Raw genomic sequence first — 24,760 nt, 5'->3', positions numbered from 1 at the left:
TGACTTATGGAAAATCGGCGTCCGCGTTTTGACCATTTGGTCCAAAACGGAGCAGATGTTCTGGCCGGATTGCGGCAGCACGGTGCAGCCCGGACCAAAGCGGTGCAGTGCCGCCGTCACGGACAGCGCGGCAAAATCGCGCAATGCCCAAGACCCCACTCCGCGCCGCCGCGGCCATCGGCGGCACTGCCGACGACGTCGAAGCGGCCTTCTATGAAGCGCTGCAACGCGGCGACATCGATGCGCTGATGGCCTGCTGGGCCGACGAGGACGAAGTGTTCTGCGTGCACCCCGGCGGCCCACGGCTGGTGGGGACCGTGGCGATCCGCGCGGCCTTCGAGCAGATGTTCGGCAACGGCGCGATCCACGCCATGCCGGCGCGGGTGCGCAAGATCGAGTCGCTCGGCAGCGCCGTGCACAACGTGCTCGAGCGCATCGAGGTGCTCACGGCCGAAGGCCCGCGCCATGCCTTCGTGCTTGCCACCAACGTCTATCACAAGACCGCCCAGGGCTGGCGCATGGTGGCGCACCATGCGAGCCCGGGCAGCGCGCGCGAGCCGGACGACGCGAACGATCCGCCCCAGACCCTGCATTGATGCCTTCCTTCGCTGCTTCTTCTTCCGCTATTTCTCCTGCTGTTCTCCAGACGATGGACTACGCGGCGCCGCGCTGGCTGCCCGGCGGCAACCTGCAGACCATCTGGGCTGCGCTCTACGCCCGGCGCTTCGACGGGCCGGCCCCGGTCTACCGGCGCGAACGCTGGCCTACGCCAGACGGCGACTTCATCGACGTCGACTTCGTGGATGCGCCAGCGCCAGGCCCGAAGCCGCTGCTGGTGCTGTTCCATGGGCTCGAAGGCTCGTCGCGCAGCCACTACGCCGAAGCCTTCGCTGCCTTTGCAGCGTCCCGCGGCATGGCCTTCGCGGTGCCGCATTTCCGCGGCTGCAGCGGCGAGCTGAACCTGGCGCCGCGCGCATACCACTCGGGCGACTTCGAGGAGATCGGCTGGATCCTGGCGCGCATGCGCGACCAGCATGCGCAAAAGGGCGGCGGGCCGGTGCTGGCTGCGGGTGTGTCGCTCGGCGGCAATGCGCTGATGCGATGGGCCTCGGAAGCGGGCGAGACCGCTTCGGGCGTGGTGGGCGCGGTGGCCTCGGTCTGCGCGCCGCTCGACCTTGCGGCGGGCGGCGAGGCCATTGGCCAGGGCTTCAACAAGCTGGTCTACACGCGCATGTTCCTCGCGACCATGAAGCCCAAGGCGCTGGCCAAGCTGGCGCAGTTTCCGGGCCTGTTCGACCGCGAGCGGCTGATGTCGTCGCGCAACCTCTACGACTTCGACAACGTCTTCACCGCGCCGTTGCACGGCTTTCGCGACGTCGATGACTACTGGTCGCGGGGCTCGGCCAAGCCGCACCTGGCTTCGATCCGCGTGCCTGCGCTGGTGGTGAATGCGCGCAACGATCCGTTCATTCCGGCGCGCAGCCTTCCGAAGCCCGGCGAGGTGGGGGCGCACGTCACGCTGTGGCAGCCCGCGCACGGTGGGCATGTCGGCTTTCCGATGGGGCTGCCGCCGGGGCACGTGCGCGGCATGCCGGAGCAGGTGGGCGGCTGGCTGCAGCTGCATGGCGGCGCTTCGGCTGACGGTAGGGGCTTGTCGCCAGGACGAGAATGACACGATGGACGACATCGTCAAACAAGCATTGGCCAAGTGGCCCAACGTGCCGCACTGCTACGGCTGGCTCGGCCTCGACGCGCGCGGCAACTGGTACATGCGCGACGACCGCACACAGGCCATGGGCCCGTTCCGCGCGGCCAAGGGCTCGATGCTGCGGCACGACAAGCTGATCGACTTCATCCATCGCAACTACGAGCACGACGACGAGGGCCAGTGGTTCTTCCAGAACGGGCCGCAGCGCGTGTATGTGGAGCTGGAGGCTTCGCCGCTGGTATGGCGGGTCGCCGAAGACGAGGGGAGTGGTTTCACCGTCACGGCCCATACGGGCAAGGCGACCGAGGTGTCGGGCTGCCTGCTCGACGAGGACGGCCGGCTGTATCTGGTTTCGCCTTTCGGGCTCGGGCTGGTGCACACGCAGGACGTGGGCATCGCTGCGGAGGCCGTCGAACGCGGGCTGTGGATACCGGAGGCGGTGCAGGCCAGCGAGCTGCCCGGCCGCTTCGGACACGTGCTGAGCCCGGCTGAGCGCCACGCCGACTCGGCCACACCAGCCCCTGTCGCACAGCCATGAAAAAAGCCGGCGCTGAGCCGGCTTTCTTGCGTGACTAGGGAAAACGCTTACTTCGCAGGAGCGCTGGCCGCAGGGGCCGCACCCGAGGCACCTTCAGCGGGTGCAGCAGCGGCCGGACGGTCCGGCACCGGGAACTTGGCTCCGCCGGCGTTGGCCATGTAGACCACTGCACGACCCACTTCGAGGTCTTCGAAGTCGCCGCCGCCCTGCGGGGGCATGGCGCCCTTGCCCTTCAGGGCATGCTCGAGGAGCGTTGCATAGCCTTGGCCGATACGGGGACCCCAAGCGGCTGCGTCCTGGAAGTGCGGGGCGCCGGGAATGCCGGGCGCTCCGTGGCAGGCGACGCACTGGGCCTTGAACACGACCTCGCCTGCAGCGAGCGGGCGGTTGGCGTCGCGGATCTCGATGGCGCCAACCTTCTTGAGGCGTTCGGCCACTTCGCGGTCGCGCGCTTCCTTGGTCACGCCATAGAGCGACATGCTGTCGCCCTCCGCGATGCCTGCGGGCTTGGTGCCCGAGACCACGTAGGAGACAAGACCCACGATGATCAGGATCGGGGCTATGAAGGAGAAAAATACCGCGAGCAGCAGTTGCTTCGGGTTCTTGATCGGCCCGGTGTGGGCTTCTTCTGTGGCCTGGTAATGCGGGTCTGCGCTCATTGGCGTCCTCAATTATCGGGGGCTCGTCGGGGGGCTTGTCCTAACCAACCGGCGATTATAGAGAGGCCCCTTGCCCGAACGGACAAGGGACCACCCTTATCGGACGCCTTGGCGTCTCAGCCCTTGTCGCGTGTGGCCCAGCCGCCACCCAGCGTCCGGTACAGCGTGACCTGGTTCTGCAGCTGCAGCAGGCGCGTGGTCACGGCCGATTGCTGCGCCGTGAACAGCGAGCGTTGTGCGTCGAGCAGGTCGAGCGCGCTGGCGATGCCGTTGCGATAGCGCAGGTCGGAGAGCTTGAAGCGCACCGCCTCCGCATCGGCCTGCGCACGTTGTGCGCGCACCTGCTCGCCCAGCGTGGCGCGGCCCGCGAGGGCATCGGCCACTTCGCGGAACGCGGTCTGGATCGACTTCTCGTACTGCGCCACCGCGATTTCGCGCCCGGCCTTGGCCGAGTCGAGCGTGGCGATGTTGCTGCCGGCGTCGAAGATCGGCAGCGTCACCGTCGGCGCGAAGGACCAGGCCTTCGAACCGCGATCGAACAGGCCCGAGAACTCGCTGCTCGCGGTGCCGATGGAACTCGTCAGCGACACGCGCGGGAAGAAGTTCGCGCGCGCCGCGCCGATGTTGGCGTTGGCCGCAATCAGCTGCTGCTCGGCCGAGCGGATGTCGGGCCGTTCGGCCAGCAGGTCGGAAGGCAGGCCGGCCGGCACGTCGGGCATCGGCTTGATGCCGTCCAGGCCCTTGATGCCGCCCGCCGTGGCGTCGGGCGGTACCGGCGCGCCCAGCAACAGGGCGAGGGCGTTCTCGTCCTGCATGCGCGCGCGCTGCTGCTCCGCATAGGATGCGCGCGCCGTTTCCAGCAGCGAGTTGGCGGCCTGGAAGTCGAGCTCCGACGACACGCCGTTGTCGAAGCGCATCTTCGTGAGGCGCACCGACTCTTCGCGCGTGACCATCGTCTGGCGCGTGATCTCGAGCAGCTCATCGTCGGCCAGCAGCGTGAGCCAGCCGTTGGCGACCGACGCGATCAGGCTGATCTGCACTGCCTTGCGCGTCTCGTCCGTGGCGAGGTACTGCGCCAGCGCCTGGTCCTTCAGCGCGCGGATGCGGCCGAAGAAGTCCAGCTCCCAGGCGTTGAAGCCCAGGTTGACGCTGTACGACGACGACACGCTGCCCACGCTGGAGTCGAAGGCCTGGTAGGGGTTCGGGCTCGAGCGCGAGCCCGAACCAGTGAGGCCCACAGCCGGGAACAGCGCCGAGCGCTGGATCTGGAACTGCGCGCGCGCCTGCTCGATGTTGAGCACCGACACCCGCAGGTCGCGGTTGTTCACGAGCGCGGTCTGGATCAGGCCCGCGAGCCGCGCGTCGGTGAAGAAGTCCTGCCAGGGCAGGTTGGCTGCGGCCTGGCCGGGCGGCTGCGCCGGGTCGCCCGGGTAGGTGGTGGGCACAGGCGCCGCCGGGCGCTCGTAGGTCGGAATCAGCGAGCAGCCGGCCAGCAGCATCGCGGCAGCCAGGGCTGTGGGAATCAGTTTCTTAGTCATGTTTTTCCTCCGCGATGCCGGCGGCTTCGGCGTGTCGCTTGTCGGCTTCATGCTGGCGCGCGCTGCCCTTGAACAGGGTGCGCACCACCACGAAGAACACCGGCACGAAGATCACGGCCAGTGCAGTGCCCGTCACCATGCCGCCGAGCACGCCGGTGCCGATGGCGCGCTGGCTGGCAGAGCCGGCGCCCGAGGCGATTGCGAGCGGCACCACCCCGAGGCCGAAGGCCAGCGAGGTCATGATGATCGGTCGGAACCGCAGGTGGGCGGCGGCCAGCGCCGATTCGATGACGCCCTTGCCCTGCGCCTGCAGGTCCTTGGCGAACTCGATGATCAGAATCGCGTTCTTCGCGGACAGGCCGATGATGGTGATCAGCCCCACCTGGAAGTACACGTCGTTCGAATAGGCGCGCAGCATCGTCGCCACCAGCACGCCCAGCACGCCCAGCGGCACCACCAGAATCACCGACAGCGGGATCGACCAGCTTTCGTACAGCGCGGCCAGGCAGAGGAACACCGCCAGGATCGCGAAGCCGTACAGCACGATGGCCTGCGAGCCCGCGAGCTTTTCTTCGCGCGACTGGCCGGTCCACTCGAAGCCGAAGCCTTGCGGCAGCTGCGCGGCGAGCTTTTCCATCTCGGCCATTGCGGCGCCCGTGCTATAGCCGGCGGCGGCGTCGCCGCTGATGCGGATCGCCGGGTAGCCGTTGTAGCGCACCGTCTGCGTGGCGCCCGTGACCCACTTGGTGGTCGCGAAGGCCGACAGCGGCACCGGCTGGCCCTGCGTGTTGCTGGCGTTCAGCTTGAGCAGGTCGTCGGGCTGCATCCGCGCCGGAGCGTCGGCTTGCACCACCACGCGCTGCAGGCGGCCGCGGTTCGGGAAGTCGTTGATGTAGCTCGAACCCAGGCCGGTCGACAGCGTCGCGTTGATCGCGTCGAAGCTCACGCCAAGCGCATTCGCCTTGTCGCGGTCGATGTCGATCTGCAGCTGCGGCGCGTCTTCCAGGCCGTCGGGGCGAACCTGCGCCAGGACCTTGCTCTGCGAGGCCATGCCCAGCAGCTGGTTGCGTGCGTTGATCAGCGCCTCGTGGCCCGCGCCCGAGCGGTCCTGCAGACGGAAGCTGAAGCCGCTGGCATTGCCCAGTTCAGGAATGGGCGGCGGGCTCAGCGGGTAGATGAAGGCGTCGCGGATGCCCGACAGCGCACCGAAGGCACGGCCGGCCAGCGCGCTGGCCGAGTGGGCCGGGTCCTTGCGCTCATCCCAGTCCTTCAGCGTCACGAAGGCGAGGCCCGCGTTCTGGCCCTGGCCCGAGAAGCTGAAGCCCATCACGCCCACCATGCTCTGCACTTCGGGCTGCTTCAGGATGAAGCCCTCGACCTGCTGCATGACCGACAGCGCGCGCTCCTGTGTCGCACCAGGCGGCAACTGCACGTTCACGATGATGTTGCCCTGGTCTTCCTGCGGCAGGAACGAGCTCGGCAGGCGGGTGTAGGTGAACACCACCGCGCCGATGATGGCCAGGTAGATCACGAGGTAGCGGGCAGCGCGGCGCAGGATGCGGGCGACCACGCTCTCATAGCCCTTGGCCGTGCGCGCGAAACCGCGATTGAACCAGCCGAAGAAGCCGGTCTTCTCGTGATGGTGGCCGGCTTCCACCGGCTTGAGCAGCGTGGCGCACAGCGCCGGCGTGAGCGACAGAGCCATGAATGCCGAGAAGGCGATCGAAGCCACCATCACCGCCGAGAACTGGCGGTAGATGTTGCCGGTCGAACCCGCGAAGAACGCGAGCGGAACGAACACCGAGATCAGCACCACCGTCACGCCGATGATGGCGCCGGAGATCTGCTTCATGGCCTTGCGCGTGGCTTCGAGAGGCGGCAGCCCCTCCTCGCTCATGATGCGCTCGACGTTCTCCACCACCACGATGGCGTCGTCCACCACGATACCGATCACCAGCACCATGCCGAACATGGTCAGCACGTTGATCGAGAAGCCGAGCGCCAGCAGCGAGGCAAAGGTGCCCAGCAGCGCGATCGGCACCACGATGGTCGGGATGATCGTGTAGCGCCAGTTCTGCAGGAACAGGAACATCACCACGAACACCAGCGCCACGGCTTCCAGCAGCGTCTTGACCACTTCGGTGATCGAGATCTGCACGAAGCGCGAGCTGTCGTACGGAATGTTCCACTTCACGCCCTGCGGGAAGTAGCGCTCGAGTTCGGCCATCTTGGCGCGAACCGCCTTGGCCGATTGCAGCGCGTTGCCGTTGGGCGTGGGCTGGACGCCGATACCGACCGCGGGCACGCCGTTCAGGCGGGCCGAGGTGGCATACGACTGGCCGCCGAGTTCGACGCGTGCCACGTCCTTCAGCCGCACGGTCGAGCCATCGGTGTTGGCGCGCAGCACGATGTTCTTGAACTGCTCAACGTTGACGAGCTGGCCGTTCACGGTCACTGTGGCCGCGATGGCCTGGCCGGGGATGTTGGGCAGGTCGCCGAGCGTGCCCGAAGACACCTGGGCGTTCTGTGCACGGATGGCGTTGTTGACGTCGGTCGCCGACAGGTTGAAACCCTGCAGCTTGGCCGGATCGATCCACACGCGCATCGCGTTCTCGGAGCCGAACAGCTGGGCCTGGCCCACGCCGACCACGCGCTGCAGCTCGGGCACGACGTTGCGCGCGGTGTAGTCGCCGAGCGCCACCGGGTCGATGTTCGGGTTGTCCGAGGACAGCATCACGAACATCAGGAAGTTGTTGCGCGACTTGTCCACGCGCACGCCCTGCTGCGTCACGGCAGCCGGCAGGCGCGGCGTTGCGCGCGACAGCCGGTTCTGCACGTCCACCTGTGCGAGGTCGTCGTTGGTGCCGGCCTCGAAGCTGATCGTGATGGAGCCGGTGCCGTCGGCCTGAGCCACCGATTCCATGTAGATCAGGCCTGGCGAGCCATTCATTTCACGCTCGATGACGGACAGCACGCTGTCCTCGAGCGTCTGGGCCGAGGCGCCGGGGTAGGCGACGTTGATGACGATGGCGGGGGGCGCCACCGGCGGGTACTGCGAGATCGGCAGCTGGGTGATTGACACGCCGCCCACCACCAGGATGAACAGTGCGATCACCCAGGCGAAGATCGGTCGGTCGATAAAAAATTTGGCCATTTGCGGGCGCGCTCCTGATTACTTCTTCTCGGCCGCGGCAGGCGCCGCCGGTGCGGACCCCGCTGCGGCCGGCGTGGCCGCAGCGTTCGGGTTCGGCTTGGTCCAGGGGACGGCCTTCACCGGCGTGCCGGGCGGCATCATCTGCAGCTTCTGGAAGCCGTCGACCATCACCTGCTCGCCGGCCTTCAGGCCATCGAGCACCACCCACTGGTTGTCCTTGGCGGCGCTGATCTTCACGGTGCGCTTGCTGATCTTGCCGTCCTTGTCGACCACCGACACGGTGTCACCCTGCTGGGTGCGCGTGACGGCCTGCTGCGGCAGCGTGATCGCGTTGGTGGCCTGTGCCTGTTCGAGCTTCACGCGAACGTACAGGCCGGGCAGCAGCTCGCCCTTGGGGTTGGGCACTTCGGCGCGCAGCGTGACCTGGCCGGTGGTGGAGTCGACCGTGAGGTCGGAGAACAGCAGCTTGCCTTCCAGCGGGTAGTCGGTGCCGTCCTCCAGCACCACGCGGATGGTTGCGGCTTCCTCGCCGCTCGCGCGCTTGTACTGGCCGGCGGCCACGGCGCGGCGCAGCTTCATCGCGTCGGAGGCCGACTGCGTGAAGTTCACGTACAGCGGGTTGATCTGCTGCACCACGGCGAGCTCGGTGGCGTCGCCCTGGCCCACCAGTGCGCCTTCGGTGACGAGGGCGCGGCCGATGCGGCCCGCGATGGGCGAGGTCACGTCGGCGTAGCCCTGGTTGATCTTGGCGGTCTGCAGCGCCGCGCGGCCCGAGGCCACATCGGCTTCGGCCTGCTTGGCAGAGGCCACGGCGGTCGCGTATTCCTGCTTGCTGACCGCATTGGCTTCGACCAGCGGCTTGTAGCGGTCGGCGAGGGCCTTGGCCTGCACTGCATTGGCTTCGGCGCGGGCCAGCGTGGCCTGGGCGTTCTGCGTGGCGGCCACCAGCGGGGCGGGGTCGATGCGGAACAGCAGCTGGCCGGCCTTCACGTCGCTGCCTTCGCGGAATTCGCGCTTCAACAGGATGCCCGAGGCACGGGCGCGGACCTGGGCGACGCGGGAGGCCTCGAGGCGGCCGGGCAGTTCGGTGACGAGGCCGACATCGGTCGGCGCAGCCACCACCACGCCCACCTCGGGTGCAGGGGGATGGCCACCACCACCGCCGGCGCCGCCCGGACCGGCGGGCGCATCGCTCTTGCCACAGCCCGCAAGGACCAGCAGGACGACGGCGGCCACGGTCGCGAGACGCGGCGAAAAGGACGAATGACGCGAAACATGCAGGAGAGGCATGCGATTCCTTTGAAGCGAAGACGGGAGATGGCGCGTTCGCGGAACAAACCGGAAACCTGTGTAGCCAGGTGGGCCATCGAGGAAACCGGCGAGTTTACATACATTCATGGATGTATAGTGACAACCGCGAATGGCCCCACGATACATAGAGGGCGTTGTCTTTACAAATCAGGAGACTTGGTGGCACGTCGGACGAAAGAAGAAGCATTGGCCACGCGGCATCGGTTGCTCGATGCCGCGGAGCTGCTGTTTCAGGCGCAGGGCGTTTCGCAGACCACGCTGCAGCAGATCGCGCAGCAGGCCGGCGCGACGCGCGGCGCCATCTATTGGCATTTCAAGGACAAGGCCGACCTCTTCAACGCGATGATGGAGCGGGTCATCCTGCCGCTGGAAGCCGCGCCGAAGCCCGCCACCGCAGGCGTCACCGACGACCCCCTGGCCGAGATCGAGGAAGGCATGATCCACGCGCTCACCCTCATGGCCACCGACCCCCAGGTGCGCCGCGTATTCGATGTGGCGACCCACAAGGTCGAATACACCCACGACATGGCCTCGGTGCAACAGCGCCACCTCGACGCCCGCAACGCCTGCGTGGGCGACTTCGAGAAGGCCCTGCGCCTGGCCGCGCGCCGCGGCCATATCAAGCTGCCGCTGCCGGGCAACGCGGCGGCGCAGGGGTTGCACGCACTCATCAGCGGGCTCATCCAGAACTGGCTGCTCGACCCCGAGGCCTTCGACCTGGTGCAGACTGGAAGGCGCACTTTCCGGGTCTATCTGGCGGGGCTTGGGTTCGCCCGGCCGCTGCCGGGCACCGCTGTTGCGGCTGAAGCCGAAACGGTCGCCGCCTGATAGGCGATAATGCGTGGCTCCGGTGCATGCCGGACCCCAATTCCTCGCTGTATTTCAACGGATAGAATTCGGCCCTCCGAAGGCTGAGATCCAGGTTCGATTCCTGGCGGCGGGACCAGTTACAAATCCGGATGAGTTCAAACTCTTCCGGATTTTTTTATTTCCCCTCTGAAAACGATCATACGCCTGTCCGTAGTGGTCCATCTGCGACCGCTGTCATCCGGGGGCAATAGGGGGCACATCTCCCTGAACTGGGGGCACTTTCCCCCGCGAGCTTTGAACTCTTGGTGAGTGGGAATGCTGTGATCTTCAGTAAGACGTCTTCGTCCGCCGGCTCGCGCTTGGATGAGGCGCTAGCTGCCAAGTCTGAAGGCCAGTTCGTGTTGACCCGAGTAACTTTCATGATCGGGCGCTCTGCAGAACAGGTGATCTTCCCCCTTGAGATACGAAACAAACACACCGATCACTTCTTGTACACGTCTGCTTCCTTGCCCTCTGCTCGCGTTCTCCATCGCAGCAAACGATCCAGGATCAAGTAAAGCAGTCGTCTCCGCCATAGCAAGCAAGTAGTCGTAGTTTCCCCGTCCCCAATAGAGATGAAGTTCACCGGAAGGTGAGATCTCCAACTGTGTTGCCGTCTCCGCATCTATGCGTGTGGGGTCGTAGTTCAATACCAGCGCCTTCTTGAGCAGTGCGTCCAACCATAACGACACCGCTCTGTGTTCGAACCCCATGGCAAGCATGTAGCTCTGTAGGTCTGCTTTTGATGTGTACCTGCTCTTCGTGTCTCCGGACATCACCACCCCGTCTTTCAACGCCTGAAGAATCCGTAGTCCCAAGAGCGGGGATGTATCGAGTTCGGTGTTCAGGTCGAACACGTTGTGTGTGTACTTGGAACTGCTGGGGACATATATGTCGTATCGGCCGCGGATGAGGGCCTTGCGGGTCTTATAGTCTTGAATGTGTACGGCGCTACCTAAGACATATGCTTTGAAGACTTCATCTAAACCGATGTGCGGTGAGTTAACTATGTCGCGTGCCAGCTCCAGCACTTCTCTGATGCTGTGGTTTGCGAGCTGACCAATCACATAGACAGCCTTGTCTGTATTCAGAAAAACCTCTTCAAGACCTCGCACAAATTTCATCAGATCAGGGACACCCACGCGTATTCCTTTGCCGACAAAGTAGCTTCCGCGATCTTTATGCGCGTCCTCGTCCATCTTCTTGAGGACGAAGTTGATGCGCTTTTCAAGCACTTGTTTGGCCGATGGAGTTGGCAGAAGAAGGGCTTCATTTTCGAAGGACTGAAGGGCCCCTTGTCGTGAAAGCTGCCAACTGGTCTTGTCGGTTATTGGCATAAGTACGACACAGACTTCTCGCTCAAAGAGCGATCTCGCGAATTGAAAGACTCGCTCCTGAAAATCGATGCTGAAATGGTCCGCGTTGTCGAAGATCAAGCAGGGTAGTCGCTTTCGGCCTTTGACAAAGTTGCGTAGAAGACCGTGTATGTAGTCAACAGGGTTCTCTCTCCGGATTGCCTCCACATGCTTGCCAAATTCGACTTTGAATTGCTCCTTGTCGGCTTTGTACAGCGGCGCCATGGTGCTCGTGCTCCAGCGCTGGTACTCGCCGAAGAACATGTGACCAATGAGTTCTTCCCATGTCGGAGCATCGTCGGCAAGGGCCAGCTCCGCCTTGGCAAGCAGTTGCCTGCGCAACCAATCGAGCACAGAGCTCTCATCCCCGTCGCTATCCGCTAAGTTGACGGTGATCGGCACGACTGACTCTCTAAGCGATGCCGAAAGCTTGCTATTAAAAAATCGATGAATGAAAGTGCTTTTGCCGGCCCCCTTGGTTCCTACCAACAGAATGAACTGATTCAGACTCGCTGCGGTCGCCCTGCTTAACAAATCTGATAGCTGTATGCCGGACTGCGTATCTAACGCTCTGATGTGACCTACAAGATCTTCCGCAAGGCGCATCAGTCGTTTCTCTGCGGCTTGACTCTCTTTGGTCTCAACAAAGCAGTATTCGAGCATCTCCCGGTCTCGTTCGTCAGATAGCCGCTGGAAAAAAGATGTCATCAGCCGGTCTAGCTCGGGGATGATTTCTGGTTGACTCAGGAAAACCGCCGAGGTTGCTGGGCGTAGGACTTTCCTGAAGCCGCCATGCCGAATGATCTTTCCCTCTGCTTCTTGGAAGAGAGCTCGAAACACCAGGTTCGCCACTTTGCTTCGATCCAACAAATCGAAAAAGATGCGAAAGTTGCTTCGAATGCTTTGTAGTGAGTCGAACTGAAATGCTTTTCCATCCAGCGTGTTGGTACCGTCACCGATGCGGTTGCTACGAAAAATGACCCACTCGAAGCCATTGGTGACGCAGGCAAGCTCAGTGTTCTTGTACGCCGAGTACTGGATCGCTTGCCTAATGCCCTCCTGCAAGTCGTCGTTCTTGAATACGGGGCCTGACAGCTTGTAAGTTGCGCCAGCCTCTCGTCCTGCTAGGCCAAATTCACGGCTTGCTTTCTTCGCTTCGACCACGACTCGGCCGACGCCTTCCACGGAGAGCTTGTAGTCGAGGAACCCGGGACCGGATGGCTCTTCGGGAGAGATTTCGGCTTTTGTCCAACCGAGAACATCCATCAATACGGTGTCAATGACCTTGAGCCGAATGTCGGCTTCGTTGTCTAACGTTGCCTCGAATGCGGGCAGTTCAACCAGCAGTCTCTCGAATGCGTCGAAGGCTTGATCGATGTTGTCTTGCATGCGCGTCCTCGATTCTGTTTGGTCTTGGATCTACATCGCCCCGCGCGACACACCGCAATCTTCGATGCCGAGAACTGCTCCAGCCGTGCCGACGTATCGCCGACGGATCGTATCCGCACGCGTGCCTTTCAGCCAAGCTGCGTGAGCGATGTCCAGATTAGGTAAGGAGTCTTGAGTCCAAGATCCACCAAGAAGCCATTGCCGATTCGAATTGCAGACTTTGAGTTGTAGAACCGGCTTATACAACCGGAAGTCCTTGGTCAACTGCGCACGGCGACGGACCATTGGCGCATGCAAAGAAACCAGCCCGTTGCAGCCCCGTCGATGAAGGCACGAAGCGTATGAAGATGCGCTGCCCTCACTGCGAGAGCCCGGCGCACGTCCGCACCAGCCGCGAAATCTCCAGCCTCACCCGCGAGAGTTACTACGCCTGCAGCAACACGGCGTGGGGGCATGTCTTTGCAGCGGTCACCGAGATCAATCGCACGGTGTCGCCCTCGGCTATCCCGAATCACGGCGTTCGGCTTCCGCTGAGCGCTCACCTGCGCCGCCGCGTGCTGATCGAGCAGCTGCAGAGCCTTCCGGTAGCTGGTTCGCCGCCACCGGTGGACTAGCGCCGCCGCGCTGCGCATCGCCCGCAACTGACTCGCGGACCCCACAGATTTTTGAGACCCGTGTTTGCACAGGCTGTGCAACTACGGACGAGCTTGGCCGCCTGAACGCGGCGGCCGACTATGGACGACACCGAAGCAAAGCGAACGAGGAAAAGGAGTGAACATGCGTACAAGCCACCACGCGCCGGATGGGTCGGGCAAGAGCGACAGAGCCGCGCGCGCCGCCGCTGCTTCACATGCCGCCGATATCGTGAATGCCGACCGCCTGGTGCGCCTGCCCGAGGTCCGGTTTCTCACAGGCCTGGGCAAGAGCAGCATCTACGAAGCGGTGAAAGCCGGTACCTTCCCGCAGGCCGTGCGGGTGACCGACTACGCGGTGGCGTGGCGCAAGTCGGAGATTGACCGCTGGATCGCCGCCCGGCCTTCGGTCACGGAGCCAACTGCGCAGGTCGAGTCTGCGAAGCCGCGCCCCAAGCATGCGGCATCGACGAAGGCGGCGCCGACAAAGAAAGCGCCGGTCAAGAAGAGCGCCGCACCCGCGTCCCGCAAGGCGGCTTCGCATCGACCCACTGCCAAGCGCAAGGCCCATGCATGAGGCTGCACATCAAGTGTCCGAACTGCGGCCATCCCGCGACCTCAACGCGCACACGGCAACCGTCCACCCTCGTGACAGAGATCAGCTACAGCTGCGGCAATTCGGCGTGCGGCGCTGCGTTCGTGCTGCTGGGCGAGGTGCATCGCTGGTTGCGCCTGCCCACGCAGATCATGACGGGCCTGAACGTGCCGCTGTCGCTGGTCGTGCATCGCAACCGGCTTCGCGATGCGCTCGACAGGTTGCGCACGGCGGACTTGCCTCCCGCGGGCGAAATCATCGGCGGCCCGGACGACGAAGTGCCCAACGCAACGCGCGGGGACTCGCCATGAAGCCCGCCGCCTGCATCGTTGCCATCCGCCTAGCATGGGATGCCCCCATCGCTATACTGCGCCCGTCACGTCAAAAAAAGGTGTGATCGGGATTGGTCTCCCGTTGAAGCTCTGCGACGAAAGCCGCAGTTTCCCCGCAGGGTCTGCGGCTTTGCCGTTCGTGCCTCCAGTTTTGGCGGCTCGATGGGCGGGCGCGAGCCCGGCCGGTTCTCGCAAGAGCTTCCCGGTAGACCAACCCGTCGAGTCGCCGCCCTCGATTGGTCTCGGGAGCGGCGGTTTTAGCAAACCGAAGCTCTTGGAGGCCATTCATGGCTAGATCCGCTCGCGCGTCCGCGCACGCCCCCTCGCTCCCCGCATCTTCTGAAACTGCCACCGCTGCGCCCGACGCAGTGCCAAGGCCTGATACCGCAGCAGCCATGAGCTCATGCCCCCTGCAGGACAGCGCCGAATCGCTCGCGCTGCGGGCATCCGACGACATCGACAACATTCACGACGTGCAGCGCGCGTATGCGTGTCTCGAAAAACTCATCGCGCCGCAGCGCGTGAACGATTCGGAAGAGGTCTATGCGACCCGCAGTGAACTCAGCGCGCTCTTGCAATTGCTGAACGCCGAACTGCAGCGCCGCATCGATACCGCCGATACCACGATTGAATCGGTACGCATGGCCTTGACCGAAGGCGGTGTGCAATGAAAGCGTTCAACGCCAAGGTCATCGGCGCTGGTGGCGTGCGCTTGCTGAGCGTGCTGGCCGTGCAAGCCACCACCGTGCGGAGGTCGGCATGCATCTGAGCTACCGCAACTCCGAGATTCATCCCGCCATCGAGGGCGGCGGTATCGCCTCCATTGCGCACGTCTTCACCGACACGCACAGCACCTTCGTGTTCGCCTACTGCGAGATGCGCGACGGCAGCAGCTTCTGGTGCAACAAAACTGAGGACCGCTCCAGCGCGGCGCTGAACCTCATGTTCGGCATGCACCCTGCGGGGCAATGGCTGGAGGCCGTCGCGCGCATCCCTGCGCAGCTGCGCATCGCCGCACTCCAGAAGACGGGCGGTGCCGCATGAATAGCGTGTTGCACCCCCTCGAACAGTTCGCCGCCAGCATGGCCGCGCATGGCCTTACGCCGCCCGAGTCCCTTGTGGCCGACGGCCGCATCCACCGCTTCAGCACCAACGGCAAGCGCAGCGACACCGCAGGCGGCTACGTGCTGCATCTCGACCAGGTCGCGGCCGGCGCCTTCTGGGACTGGCGCACGGGCCTGTATGCCACGTGGTGCAGCCGCAGCGCCGATGCGATGACGTCGGCAGAGCGCCGCATGCACGAGCAACGCATGGCCGCGCACCGCTCGCAGTCCAAGCGCGACAAGACCGCCGCGAGCGCATCGATGCGCTTTGGAGTACGTCAGTACCCGTGACCGAAGGCGACCCGGTGCATACGTACCTACGCGGGCGTGGCCTGATCCTCGCCAATGTGCCCGAAGTGCTGCGCCTGCACCCCGCGCTCGACTACTGGGACTTCGACGACAACGGCAAGGCCGTGAAGCCGCGCGTTCATCTCGGTCGCGGCGGCGGGCCAGATGCGCAAGATGCGTGTGTTGCGCGAAGGAAGCGCTCATGGACAGCCCGAATGCCCCGACATGCCGACGTCCACAACGGCGACGATCGACTAGGGTCAGTGGTTTGACCTCACACAGTTGAAGACGAATAAAGGGCACACACCGCGCGTGAGTGCCCTTTTCCTTTTGGCGGGCGGTTATCTTCGTGCCAAACACCTCCAGGCCGTACATGACAGATACCACCAGCGCCCGCAAGTTTTCCGGTACGCAGTTGCTGACCGTCTTTCTCTCGGTTTCGTCGGCTGCGGCCATCGTGCTCGCCCTACTTGGTTACGGAGTCGCACTGTCCGTCGAAACGAAGTTCGGAATCCCCCATGCGGTCGTCTTCAATTCCACCTCCGACCTTCTGACGCTCGGTAGCTGGGCGGTGATGCAGATGCTGGGGTACCTCAGCAAACTGTCGGAATGGGGCTTCTACGCAGAGATATGGGAGATGAGTTGGCCCGCCACGAAGATCGCGTTGATCGTCGCGGTTGCGATCCTCCTCGTCGGTGCACTAGCGCTCGCCGTTCCTGCCCTCCTGCGCCGTTGGACGGGCCTGAGTGGCGCAGTGAAGCAGGCACGTGGCTTCGCGTCGGCGCACAGGCGAGTTGCGGTCATCGTCGGCGTTCCCTTGTTCATTTTGGGAACCCCTCTCGTGGTCATGCCTCTGGCCTCGCTTGTGGTCCTGGTCGGGCTCGTACTGCTCGCTTGCTTCCTGAGCATCATTCCAATCGCAGGCCTCCAGGCAGGATCTACGCACATAGATGATTGGGTGGTCGGCCCAACAGTCTGCACACCCCTGATAGGACGTGACGCGCGCTTGCAATCGAAGCCGGTGTCCGCGCAAAGAGGGGGCACAAAGATCAAAGCGACAACTTGCGTTTCTGTCAAGAAATCCGAGGGGCAGGAGCATCGCGGTAGGGTAGTTTTTGCGACCTTCAATGCGGTTGTGCTTTACGACCCAGCGACAGGGGCAGTCCGGCGTGTCTCCACTGATGGTGCAAGCATCGAAGTCATCGATAAGCTCTAAGCCGGGTCCTGTGGCTCCCCCTGCACGTGACGTCACGGGCGCTTCACCCTAGCGCACGGGTAGGCCCAAAAAAGCGTCAAATTTCGACAAGATAGAACATCCCGCTCGGAAGGTTCCACGCTGGGGATGTGAGTGCTGTACCGTCGCTCGACGGTGCCGTCGAAACAGGGGCATTTAGAGCGCAGGCGTGGCGGGGTCAAGACTGCGCGCTACGGTGCGTGGTCCTGTCGATGCTCCCTCAGGACCAAGAGACGCCGAAGCGCTTACAGGAGGGTCACGCGCAGCTCAAGCGGGCAACTCAATGGTCTGAGAGGCGCGCAAGCGTCGCTGTCTCGACGAGCTTCTAGATCGCACAAAAATGACTTCTGGAGTTCGTGTCTGCGGGCCTACTCCCGACGCCCCAAGTCAATGCTTGAACACTGAAGCGGACATCGTCGACCAAACAACTGAAGCAGTCAGCTGTAGTGTGTGATACAAAAGCTTACTTTCTTGTGGGGCCGAAATCTGCGAGGCTCGGCCAGTTCATAAATTGGGAGGCGTATGAGCGAAGTAGAAGAATTAGTTCGAGTTAAATCGATAAAAGTCTCAGGACTTTTTGGCCTTTATATTCACAACGTTACTCTGACAGATGATCGAGTCACAATAATTCATGGGCCAAATGGGGTTGGAAAGACAGTTTTCTTAAAGCTCACTCACGCCTTTATCTCGGGTCGATATGCCGAGTTCGCAAAAGTGCAATTTGATACCTTCGAAGTCATGTTCAGCGACGGTAGCGTGGCTGAATTGATATCGGTGCGATCAAAAGAAAAGAATATTTCCGACTCCATCACCGTGAAATTCACGGACTCCAAAGGAGAGTCGGCGCAGGCGGATTTACATGGCGATGCGCTCAATATCAACAAGCATGCGGCTAATCTCGCGGAGCAATTGCCTTTCATTAGTCAAGTTGGTCCAGAAGAGTTTATTGACCGCACTTCAGAAGAATTATTGACGGCCGAGGTGTTAATAGAGCGGTATGGTGATGCTCACCCACGGACTCGCGCAAAATTTACATCAAAAGAGCCCAAGGGATTGCGTACCCTTCGAAATCGAATCAAATCTCATTTCATTGAGGCGCAGCGACTAATTCGGGTCTCTCATGGGGGTGGTCCTGAATGGCGGTATCGGCCTACATCATCGCGCATGACGGAAACAGTTCGAGCGTATTCTGAAGACTTGAAAAAGCAAGTCGACGCCACTCTTGCCAATTATGCGAAGCAATCACAAAAACTTGATCAGAGTTTTCCTCAGAGATTGATTGAAGGTAGCGTTCAGCCATTTCCTTTGGACATTTTGAAGCGAGAAATGCAACGCGTTGAGGTTTCGCGCGGCCGCCTTCGCACAATTGGATTGCTCGACCGTGGGGAAGAAGCGCAGAATCCTTATCCGCTGCAAATCGCGCAATTAGATAGCTTGGATTCGACGCAAATCTCAGTTATGTCCGTGTATGCGAGGGACACGGTAATGAAGTTGGAGGTTCTTGAAAGCCTTGCATCTCGCGTCGAGCTTCTGCTTAATATTTTGAATAAGAAATTTACCAACAAGACTGTTGGAATTTCACGTGAATCTGGCTTGATTGTCAAGGGTGCGGACAATCAAAAGATCGCAATTAATGCGTTGTCGTCGGGAGAGCAGCATGAAATTGTGCTCCTGTATGATTTGCTTTTCAAAACATCGCCGAATACATTGGTTCTTATTGACGAGCCCGAATTATCTCTTCATGTTAGCTGGCAGAGAAGCTTCCTCGATGATTTGCTGGAAGTCATTAAACTTGCGAGATTTGACGTACTGCTTGCCACCCATTCTCCATATATTGTCGGAGATCGAGCAGATTTGATGGCTGTGCTTTCTTCCAGCCAGCTTGAGTCGACTTTCGATTGAACACAATGTTCACGAATAAAACTCCTGGCGTAGTAGTTGCGGAGATTGAAATGCTTCGAGCTGTGGAGCAAACTACTGGGTTCATCGTCGAAGGCCACGACGATTCACGATTCTGGAAGGCACGAACTGTACCAAGGAAGGTCACAATCGTCGATTGTGAAGGCAAACAAAACCTTATTGAGGTTGCTCGACACGCTTCTGAAGCAGGGAAAAATTATGTGGTCGGCGTTTATGACGCAGACTTTGATCATTTGAGTGGAGTTCGCCACTACGCCGACTTTCTTGCAATAACTGACGAGAATGACCTTGAGGTCACATTGCTTAGAAGTCCTTGCCTAAGTCGCTTTTTAGATCACTTTGCCGAAATGGATAGAGTGGTTGTATTTGAAGACTCAATCCGTGCAACTGTAAGCGATTACATTGAATCAATAGCGAGAAAATTTGGGGAGCTGAGATTTTTAAATTATCAAAATCACCTTGGTGTCAATTTTGATTTTTTATCCCCCTACAGATTTGTTCGGGCCGATAATTGGGAATTCAATCTAAATGAATTGCACCGGCAATTCTTGCAACTGTCGGGATTGACCCAGGAAGACCTTGATTTGCATCTTGCAGGATTGCAAAAGTATGGAAAATGGGTTCTGGTGCAGGGACATGATTGCGTCAGAATCTTGACGCAGGGCATGAAAAACGTCTTGGCGAGACGACAGAGCACGGAAGCCGATATCACCCGCATGCTGGCGCTCGCCTTTGATGACGCTCAACTTGCAGCTACTCGCATGTATGCAGACCTTAATCGCATAGAAGAGCGGCTTGGCGTCAAGTTACTGAAGGCGTGATCGCTGATGTATCTCTGAATGCGGCGGCGTACCAGCGGCACCCACTTACATTGATCTCGCTCTCGACAAAGCGCGCGACCTCATCCTCCCTGAATCGGTTGACGTCGTCGCGCGGGCAGACCCGTTTCGATTAGGCTGGGTCCAGACGATTGGCCCACCACTGCATCAGTTTCACTCTGTCCTGCAGATACGTTGAACGGTTATAGGCCGCTCTTACCTGATTGCGCTCCACATGCGCGAGTTGGCGCTCGATCACCTCCGGGCTCCAGCCGGCTTCGTTGGCGATGGTTGAGAAAAGGGCCCGGAAGCCATGCGCAGTGGCTTCACCCTTGTAACCCATGCGCGCCAATGCGCTGTTGATGGTGTTCTCGCTAAGGGGCTTGCTCGGGTAGAACGGACTCGGGAAAGTCAGTTCACGATGGCCGCTGAGCGCGTGCATTGACTTCAAAATTTGGACGGCCTGTTTAGATAATGGCACCACGTGTTCGGCGCGCATCTTCATGCGCTCAGCTGGGATCCGCCACAGCCCGGCCCTGAGGTCGAACTCTTCCCAGCGAGCACCTCGTACTTCGCCTGGTCGAACTGCGGTGAGCATCAGGAGTCGCAGAGCATGTAGCGTGTGCGGGTCGCCCTGGTAGTTGGTCAGCTTAGCCATGAATTCGGGTAGCTCGCGCTCTGCGAGGGCGGGGCGGTGCGTTACCCTTCGAGGCTTCAGAATCTCACCAGGAACAAGGTCCAACATCGGGTTGCTGTCAATGCGCTCGTGGGTCATTCCGTAGCGGAAGGCTGCCTTAATTCGCTGAAGGACTCGAGTGGCCATCTCGCTTGCGCCGCGCTCTTCAATCTTCTTTACAGCCTGCATCACGTCGCGAGCGGTGATAGACGCCATTGGGCGGTCGCCGAAGGCAGGGAAGATATCCGCTTCGAGGGAGGCTTGCGTGCGCTGCAGCGTGATGGCTTCCCAGCGTCCCGCCTGGTGTGCCAACCAGTCACGGGCGACGGCTTCAAACGTGTTGGTCACCTCATGCTTGATCCTTGCTTTGGCGGCTTTGCGTAGCGCCGCCGGATCTTCGCCGCGTTCAAGTGCCTTCCGTGCCGCGTCGCGGCGCTCACGGGCCTTCTTGAGGCTCACGTCGGGATAGACTCCAAATGCCAAGCGATTCTCTTTGCCCCCGAAGCGATATTTCATGCGCCAATACCTTCCCCCGGCAGCTGTTAGTTCGAGGTACAGGCCTCCGCCATCCGAGTGTTTGCCTTGGCGTTCTAGCGTCCGGAGCTTCGCGTCAGTCAGTTTCATAGAGCAATCTAAGCAGGCTGGGGGCACAAATGGGGGCACAAGTGCCAAATTTTGGCCGTCTTCAGAGGGAGCTTGGGTTCCTGGCGGCGGACCAGATACAAGGCCGGAAGCTTTCAGAAGCTTCCGGCCTTTTTCATTTTTCCCCGGAGAAATGCCTCTGCATGAAAACATTCACTCGCCATGACGCGGTGATCGCGGGGAAGATCCTGGCCGAAGTCGCGCGCGCCGAGATCATGCCGCGCTTCAATGGCTCGCTGGCCAGCAGCACGAGAGAAAAATCCTCTACCTTCGACGTGGTCACGGATGCAGACGAGGCTGCGGAACGCGAGATTGCGCAGCGACTGCTTCAGCTCTATCCAGGCGCGCTCGTCATTGGCGAGGAGGCGGCGGGTCGCGACCCCGGCGTGCTGTCGCGGATCGCAACGGCCGACCTCGCGTTCATCATCGACCCCATCGACGGAACGAAGAACTTCTCTTCCGGCGTTCCTCTCTTTGGCGTCATGCTCGCGGCCACGGTGCGAGGCGAGGTTGTCATGGGCGTCATCCATGACCCTGTCTGCGACGACACGTCATTCGCAGTGCGCGGGGGCGGTGCCTGGCGGCAAGGGGCCGACATGATCGACAAGGAGATAAAGGTCGCTCTCCCTGTGCCGGTCAACCAGATGCACGTGGTGGCTGGCACCAACTTCCTTCCGCAGCCTATGCGCTCGACGGTGATCCGGAGTTTGCCGAAGGTCGCCATGAACTTCTGGATGCGTTGTGCTGCACATGAATACAGGATGGCGGCCGCGGGCCATTGCCACGCGCTGCTCTATTACAAGCTGATGCCCTGGGACCACGCCGCGGGCTGGCTCATTCATGAAGAGGCAGGCGGCTACAGCGCCCATTTCGACGGGTCGCCGTACAAGCCGGACCATCTCACTGGCGGGTTGATCTGCGCGCCCGATCAGAGCTCTTGGGGTTTGTTGAGAGACGCTCTTTTTTCGGATGCGCCCGAGGGCGATCCGACTACCGACTAGTAAACACTCGGAACCAACGTTCTTGCCGAGGCGCGCAAGCCACTTTGGGCGCGTGTATTCGTTCACGGATTCGCAGGCACTTCTCATTGCTGCCTGCTGGAAAGCTCCAGGCACTTACATACTCTGACAAAGCTTACCGCCGTTAGAGCGGAGCGATTTCAGGGAGGATCCATGTCCATCTTCGATGGCACGCGCTGGCATGTTCGCCCGGCGTGCGTCTTTGCGTCTTCGGCGGTGCAATGACCCGCCGCGTCACCATTCAAACGCCGCTGGGAGCGGCGCTGCAATTCCATCGGCTTGCCGGTCGTGAGGCGCTGAGCCGGCTCTACGATTTCGAAGTCGACCTGCTGGGCAGCAGCAACGGCATCGATCCGAAACTGCTGCTCGGAAAGCCCGCCACCGTGGCGGTGCAAACGGAAAGCGGCGGCACGCGCTACCTGGGCGGCATCGCCGCGGCATTCGGGTTCCAGCAGGAAGACGCCCGGCATTCCTTCTATCGCCTTCAGCTGCGGCCTTGGCTGTGGCTCGCGACGAGGCGCAGTGATTTCCGCGTATTCCAATCAAGGAGCGTTCCCGAAATCGTGATGGAAGTGCTGGAGCGCTACGGCTTTCCCTCCGAACAGAAGCTCAGCCGCAGCTACCGCACGTGGGATTACTGCACTCAATACGACGAGACCGATTTCGCCTTCATCTCGCGCCTGTGCGAACACGAAGGTATCTATTACTACTTCAGGCACGAGGCCTCGCAACAGGTGCTCGTGTTCGCGGACGACATCGCCACATCGCACGATCCGCTGCCCGGTGGCGAGACGGTGCGCTTCCATCCCCTGGAGAAGGCGGGCATGACCGGCGGAGGCCCGAGGCCGAACGAGCGCATCTACGAATGGAAGACCGGCGAAGAAGTCCGCTCCGGCTTTCACTTCACCAATGAATACGACCCCCTCAAACCCAGGGCGGACCTCTCGAGTCAGCTGCAAACGCACTCGGGTCATGCATTCGACGACTTCGAGTTGTACGCATGGCCCGGCGGCTACAAGCAGCACGACGACGGAGAGACCTATACGCGCATTCGAACCGAAGAGCAGTTGAGCGCGCGCTGTGTTGCGGGTGGGCGCTCCAACCGGCGCGAGCTCGCGCCAGGCTACACATTCGAGCTCGCCAGCCACCCAAGGGACGACCAGAACCAGAAGTACCTTCTGACCAGCGTCGAATACGAGCTGCAAGAAAACCTCCAGGCCAGCGAAGGTGCCAATGCCGGCGAGGGCTCCGTCCAGCGCTTTGCCTTCGAAGCGCAGCCAGTCAGCTACGCATGGCGACCGGTGCGCACCACGCCAAAGCCTCGCACGCGTGGTCCGCAGACGGCCATCGTGGTCGGCCCGAAGAATGAAGAAATATGGGCCGACCAGTACGGCCGCGTCAAAGTCCAGTTCTACTGGGATCGCCTCGGCCAGCGCAACGAGAACTCCAGCTGCTGGGTGCGCGTGTCCACGTCCTGGGCCGGCGACACCTTCGGCACAGCGGCCTTGCCACGCATCGGCCATGAAGTCATCGTCGATTTTCTGAGTGGCGATCCGGACTACCCCATCATCACCGGACGCGTGTTCAACGCAGAGAACATGCCGGCGTGGCGTTTGCCCGAACAGACGAATCTCTCAGGCATTCGCAGCCGCGAGCTGAGCGCAAACGATGGTTCGGGCGGTACGGGCGGAGCACGCGGCAATCATCTGGCGCTGGACGACCACCCCGGAAAGATCCAGGCGCAACTCAAGAGCGACCACCTCAGCAGCAGCCTGAGCCTTGGCCACATCGGTCGCATCGATGACACGGCAGGCCGCAAGGACGACCGCGGCGAGGGCGCCGAACTGCGTACCGATGGCCATGCCGCAGTGCGCGCCGCCAGGGGCCTGTTGCTTTCCACCGAGACACGACCCGATGCGCAGGCGCACATCACAGACCTGGGGGAGACCGTGGCGCGCCTGACAGCCGCACGCGATCTGCACGAACGCCAGAGCCAAACTGCCCAAGAAGCCAAGGCGCACGAAGCGGGCGACCAGGATGCGGTCACGACGGTTCTCAAGGAGCAGAACGACGCCATCAAGGGCAAGGGTGGCGATGGTGGCTCGCAGCAAGGCGCGTTTCCGGAACTCAGCGAACCTCACCTCGTGCTCGCCAGCGCGGCCGGCATCCAGAGCACCGCGGCGGGCGCCACCCACATCGCCAGCATCACCCACAACGCGTTGAGCAGCGGTGGCCATACCAGCATCAGCGCAGGCAAGGGCTTCCTGGTCAGCGTGAAGGAGGCCGCACGCCTCTTCGCCTACAAGGCCATCCGCCTGACAGCCGCTACCGCCGGCATAGACATCGTCGCCCTGCAGAACAGCATCAACCTGCTGGCCAAGCTCGACATCAAGCTGGAGGCCAACAAGATCAGCATCACCGCCAAGGAAGAGATCCTGATCAATGGAGGCAGCAGCTTCACCAAGTGGAGCGCCTCGGGGATCGTGCATGGGACGAAAGGCCTTTGGCGTGAGCACGCGAGCACCCATAGCTACGCGGGGCCGATGGACATGGAAAAGCTCCTGCGAATGGAGGGTGTCGGCCACGACGATAAGTACAGCGTTCGCTTCGCACCTCTTGGCAGCGACGAAGTCTTCAAGCACATGGAAATGGCGGGGCTGCCCTACAAGATTCTGGACGAGCGAAAGCAGATCAAGGCTGAGGGAGTCATTCCCGACGATGGGCGGCTACCGCGAATCAGCTTCGAGACGCCAGACGAGGCAACGCTGATCGTGGGTGAAGAAGTCTGGGGCTGGAGCCCCATTCCGACGATTCGTGCGGCACGGAGCAATGCAGATGCTTTCGAGCCTGAAAACGACGAAGGCGAAAGCGATGGCTCGAGCGATAGCTCGTCAGATATCGAAAACTCAAGATTCGCCAAATCGACGGGCAATTTCGGTCTCAATCATTTTCTTTCTGAGTCTGCGGTGGAGGCCCATTTGAAAGGGCAGGCGTAAGCGC

22 protein-coding genes and 1 tRNA gene are annotated in these 24,760 nt (G+C 61.7%); 17 read left to right on the top strand and 6 right to left on the bottom strand.

Going from position 1 to position 24,760, the window contains the following annotated elements:
• Positions 1-143 precede the first annotated feature (143 nt).
• Genes BLW48_RS26835 through BLW48_RS26825 form a run of 3 tightly spaced genes read left to right on the top strand, consistent with a single transcriptional unit; the run spans position 144 to position 2,246 of the window.
• Positions 144-596 carry a YybH family protein gene (locus BLW48_RS26835; protein ID WP_093057704.1) on the top strand — a complete coding sequence of 151 codons (453 nt, stop codon included), beginning with the start codon at positions 144-146 and terminating at the stop codon, positions 594-596.
• Positions 597-649: 53 nt separating this feature from the next.
• The gene (locus BLW48_RS26830; protein WP_093178489.1) at positions 650-1,672 is read left to right on the top strand and encodes a YheT family hydrolase; all 1,023 of its coding nucleotides are present in this window, start codon (positions 650-652) and stop codon (positions 1,670-1,672) included.
• 4 nt (positions 1,673-1,676) lie between these two features.
• A complete protein-coding gene (locus BLW48_RS26825; protein WP_093178487.1) occupies positions 1,677-2,246 on the top strand; it encodes a DUF2946 family protein in 570 nt (189 codons plus the stop codon).
• A 47-nt stretch (positions 2,247-2,293) separates the two neighbouring features.
• On the opposite strand, the gene BLW48_RS26820 is transcribed toward BLW48_RS26825, so the two are convergent.
• The 4 genes from BLW48_RS26820 to BLW48_RS26805 all read right to left on the bottom strand — a co-directional run bounded on the left by BLW48_RS26820 (position 2,294) and on the right by BLW48_RS26805 (position 8,887).
• Complete coding sequence (locus BLW48_RS26820; protein ID WP_093057701.1) at positions 2,294-2,905, bottom strand: c-type cytochrome; 612 nt, start codon at positions 2,903-2,905, stop codon at positions 2,294-2,296.
• Between the two features lie 116 nt (positions 2,906-3,021).
• Entirely contained in the window at positions 3,022-4,443 is a 1,422-nt protein-coding gene (locus tag BLW48_RS26815; protein WP_093057700.1) for an efflux transporter outer membrane subunit, read from the bottom strand.
• Positions 4,436-7,597 carry an efflux RND transporter permease subunit gene (locus BLW48_RS26810; protein ID WP_093079004.1) on the bottom strand — a complete coding sequence of 1,054 codons (3,162 nt, stop codon included), beginning with the start codon at positions 7,595-7,597 and terminating at the stop codon, positions 4,436-4,438. Before BLW48_RS26810 ends, BLW48_RS26815 begins: the two co-directional genes overlap by 8 nt.
• 18 nt (positions 7,598-7,615) lie before the next feature.
• Positions 7,616-8,887: an efflux RND transporter periplasmic adaptor subunit gene (locus BLW48_RS26805; RefSeq protein WP_093178486.1), complete on the bottom strand. Its 1,272-nt coding sequence runs from the start codon at positions 8,885-8,887 to the stop codon at positions 7,616-7,618.
• 177 nt (positions 8,888-9,064) lie between these two features.
• Between BLW48_RS26805 and BLW48_RS26800 the strand changes: the two genes are divergently transcribed.
• Positions 9,065-9,736 carry a TetR family transcriptional regulator gene (locus tag BLW48_RS26800; RefSeq protein WP_093057697.1) on the top strand — a complete coding sequence of 224 codons (672 nt, stop codon included), beginning with the start codon at positions 9,065-9,067 and terminating at the stop codon, positions 9,734-9,736.
• A 43-nt stretch (positions 9,737-9,779) separates the two neighbouring features.
• Positions 9,780-9,854 (top strand) — tRNA-Arg (locus BLW48_RS26795).
• A 235-nt stretch (positions 9,855-10,089) separates the two neighbouring features.
• Here the strand turns inward: BLW48_RS26795 and BLW48_RS26790 are convergent.
• Positions 10,090-12,501, bottom strand: coding sequence for an AAA family ATPase (locus BLW48_RS26790; protein WP_093178484.1), 2,412 nt, complete (start codon positions 12,499-12,501; stop codon positions 10,090-10,092).
• Between the two features lie 341 nt (positions 12,502-12,842).
• Between BLW48_RS26790 and BLW48_RS26785 the strand changes: the two genes are divergently transcribed.
• The 10 genes from BLW48_RS26785 to BLW48_RS26745 all read left to right on the top strand — a co-directional run bounded on the left by BLW48_RS26785 (position 12,843) and on the right by BLW48_RS26745 (position 19,426).
• Positions 12,843-13,115, top strand: a complete 273-nt coding sequence (locus tag BLW48_RS26785; RefSeq protein ID WP_093178483.1) for an Ogr/Delta-like zinc finger protein — start codon at positions 12,843-12,845, stop codon at positions 13,113-13,115.
• Positions 13,116-13,278: 163 nt separating this feature from the next.
• Positions 13,279-13,710, top strand: a complete 432-nt coding sequence (locus BLW48_RS26780) for a helix-turn-helix transcriptional regulator (protein ID WP_093178481.1) — start codon at positions 13,279-13,281, stop codon at positions 13,708-13,710.
• On the top strand, positions 13,707-14,039 hold the full coding sequence (locus BLW48_RS26775) for an Ogr/Delta-like zinc finger protein (protein WP_093178480.1): 333 nt from the start codon (positions 13,707-13,709) through the stop codon (positions 14,037-14,039). Before BLW48_RS26780 ends, BLW48_RS26775 begins: the two co-directional genes overlap by 4 nt.
• A 416-nt stretch (positions 14,040-14,455) precedes the next feature.
• Positions 14,456-14,731, top strand: coding sequence for a hypothetical protein (locus BLW48_RS26770; RefSeq protein WP_256330939.1), 276 nt, complete (start codon positions 14,456-14,458; stop codon positions 14,729-14,731).
• Between the two features lie 88 nt (positions 14,732-14,819).
• Complete coding sequence (locus BLW48_RS26765; protein WP_093178478.1) at positions 14,820-15,104, top strand: hypothetical protein; 285 nt, start codon at positions 14,820-14,822, stop codon at positions 15,102-15,104.
• Complete coding sequence (locus BLW48_RS26760; RefSeq protein ID WP_143047790.1) at positions 15,101-15,454, top strand: primase/helicase family protein; 354 nt, start codon at positions 15,101-15,103, stop codon at positions 15,452-15,454. The genes BLW48_RS26765 and BLW48_RS26760 overlap by 4 nt, the downstream gene beginning before the upstream one ends.
• Positions 15,451-15,723 carry a hypothetical protein gene (locus tag BLW48_RS35095; protein ID WP_143047789.1) on the top strand — a complete coding sequence of 91 codons (273 nt, stop codon included), beginning with the start codon at positions 15,451-15,453 and terminating at the stop codon, positions 15,721-15,723. The genes BLW48_RS26760 and BLW48_RS35095 overlap by 4 nt, the downstream gene beginning before the upstream one ends.
• A gap of 101 nt (positions 15,724-15,824) precedes the next feature.
• Positions 15,825-16,667, top strand: a complete 843-nt coding sequence (locus BLW48_RS26755) for a hypothetical protein (RefSeq protein ID WP_143047788.1) — start codon at positions 15,825-15,827, stop codon at positions 16,665-16,667.
• A 540-nt stretch (positions 16,668-17,207) separates the two neighbouring features.
• Positions 17,208-18,587, top strand: a complete 1,380-nt coding sequence (locus tag BLW48_RS26750; RefSeq protein ID WP_093178473.1) for an AAA family ATPase — start codon at positions 17,208-17,210, stop codon at positions 18,585-18,587.
• 5 nt (positions 18,588-18,592) lie between these two features.
• Complete coding sequence (locus BLW48_RS26745) at positions 18,593-19,426, top strand: DUF4435 domain-containing protein (RefSeq protein ID WP_093178472.1); 834 nt, start codon at positions 18,593-18,595, stop codon at positions 19,424-19,426.
• 130 nt (positions 19,427-19,556) lie between these two features.
• Here the strand turns inward: BLW48_RS26745 and BLW48_RS26740 are convergent, their stop codons facing one another.
• Positions 19,557-20,723, bottom strand: coding sequence for a tyrosine-type recombinase/integrase (locus tag BLW48_RS26740; protein ID WP_093178470.1), 1,167 nt, complete (start codon positions 20,721-20,723; stop codon positions 19,557-19,559).
• A gap of 161 nt (positions 20,724-20,884) precedes the next feature.
• On the opposite strand from BLW48_RS26740, the gene BLW48_RS26735 reads away from it, so the two are divergent.
• Together BLW48_RS26735 and BLW48_RS26730 are read left to right on the top strand one after the other, a co-directional pair.
• Positions 20,885-21,742, top strand: a complete 858-nt coding sequence (locus BLW48_RS26735; protein WP_093178567.1) for an inositol monophosphatase family protein — start codon at positions 20,885-20,887, stop codon at positions 21,740-21,742.
• 239 nt (positions 21,743-21,981) lie between these two features.
• On the top strand, positions 21,982-24,756 hold the full coding sequence (locus BLW48_RS26730) for a type VI secretion system Vgr family protein (RefSeq protein ID WP_093178469.1): 2,775 nt from the start codon (positions 21,982-21,984) through the stop codon (positions 24,754-24,756).
• The last annotated feature ends 4 nt before the right edge of the window (positions 24,757-24,760 follow it).

This window comes from Variovorax sp. YR266 (assembly GCF_900107295.1).
Lineage (GTDB): Bacteria > Pseudomonadota > Gammaproteobacteria > Burkholderiales > Burkholderiaceae_C > Variovorax.
The sequence above is the reverse complement of the archived record's forward strand: the minus strand, read 5'-3'. Positions and strand labels throughout refer to the sequence as shown.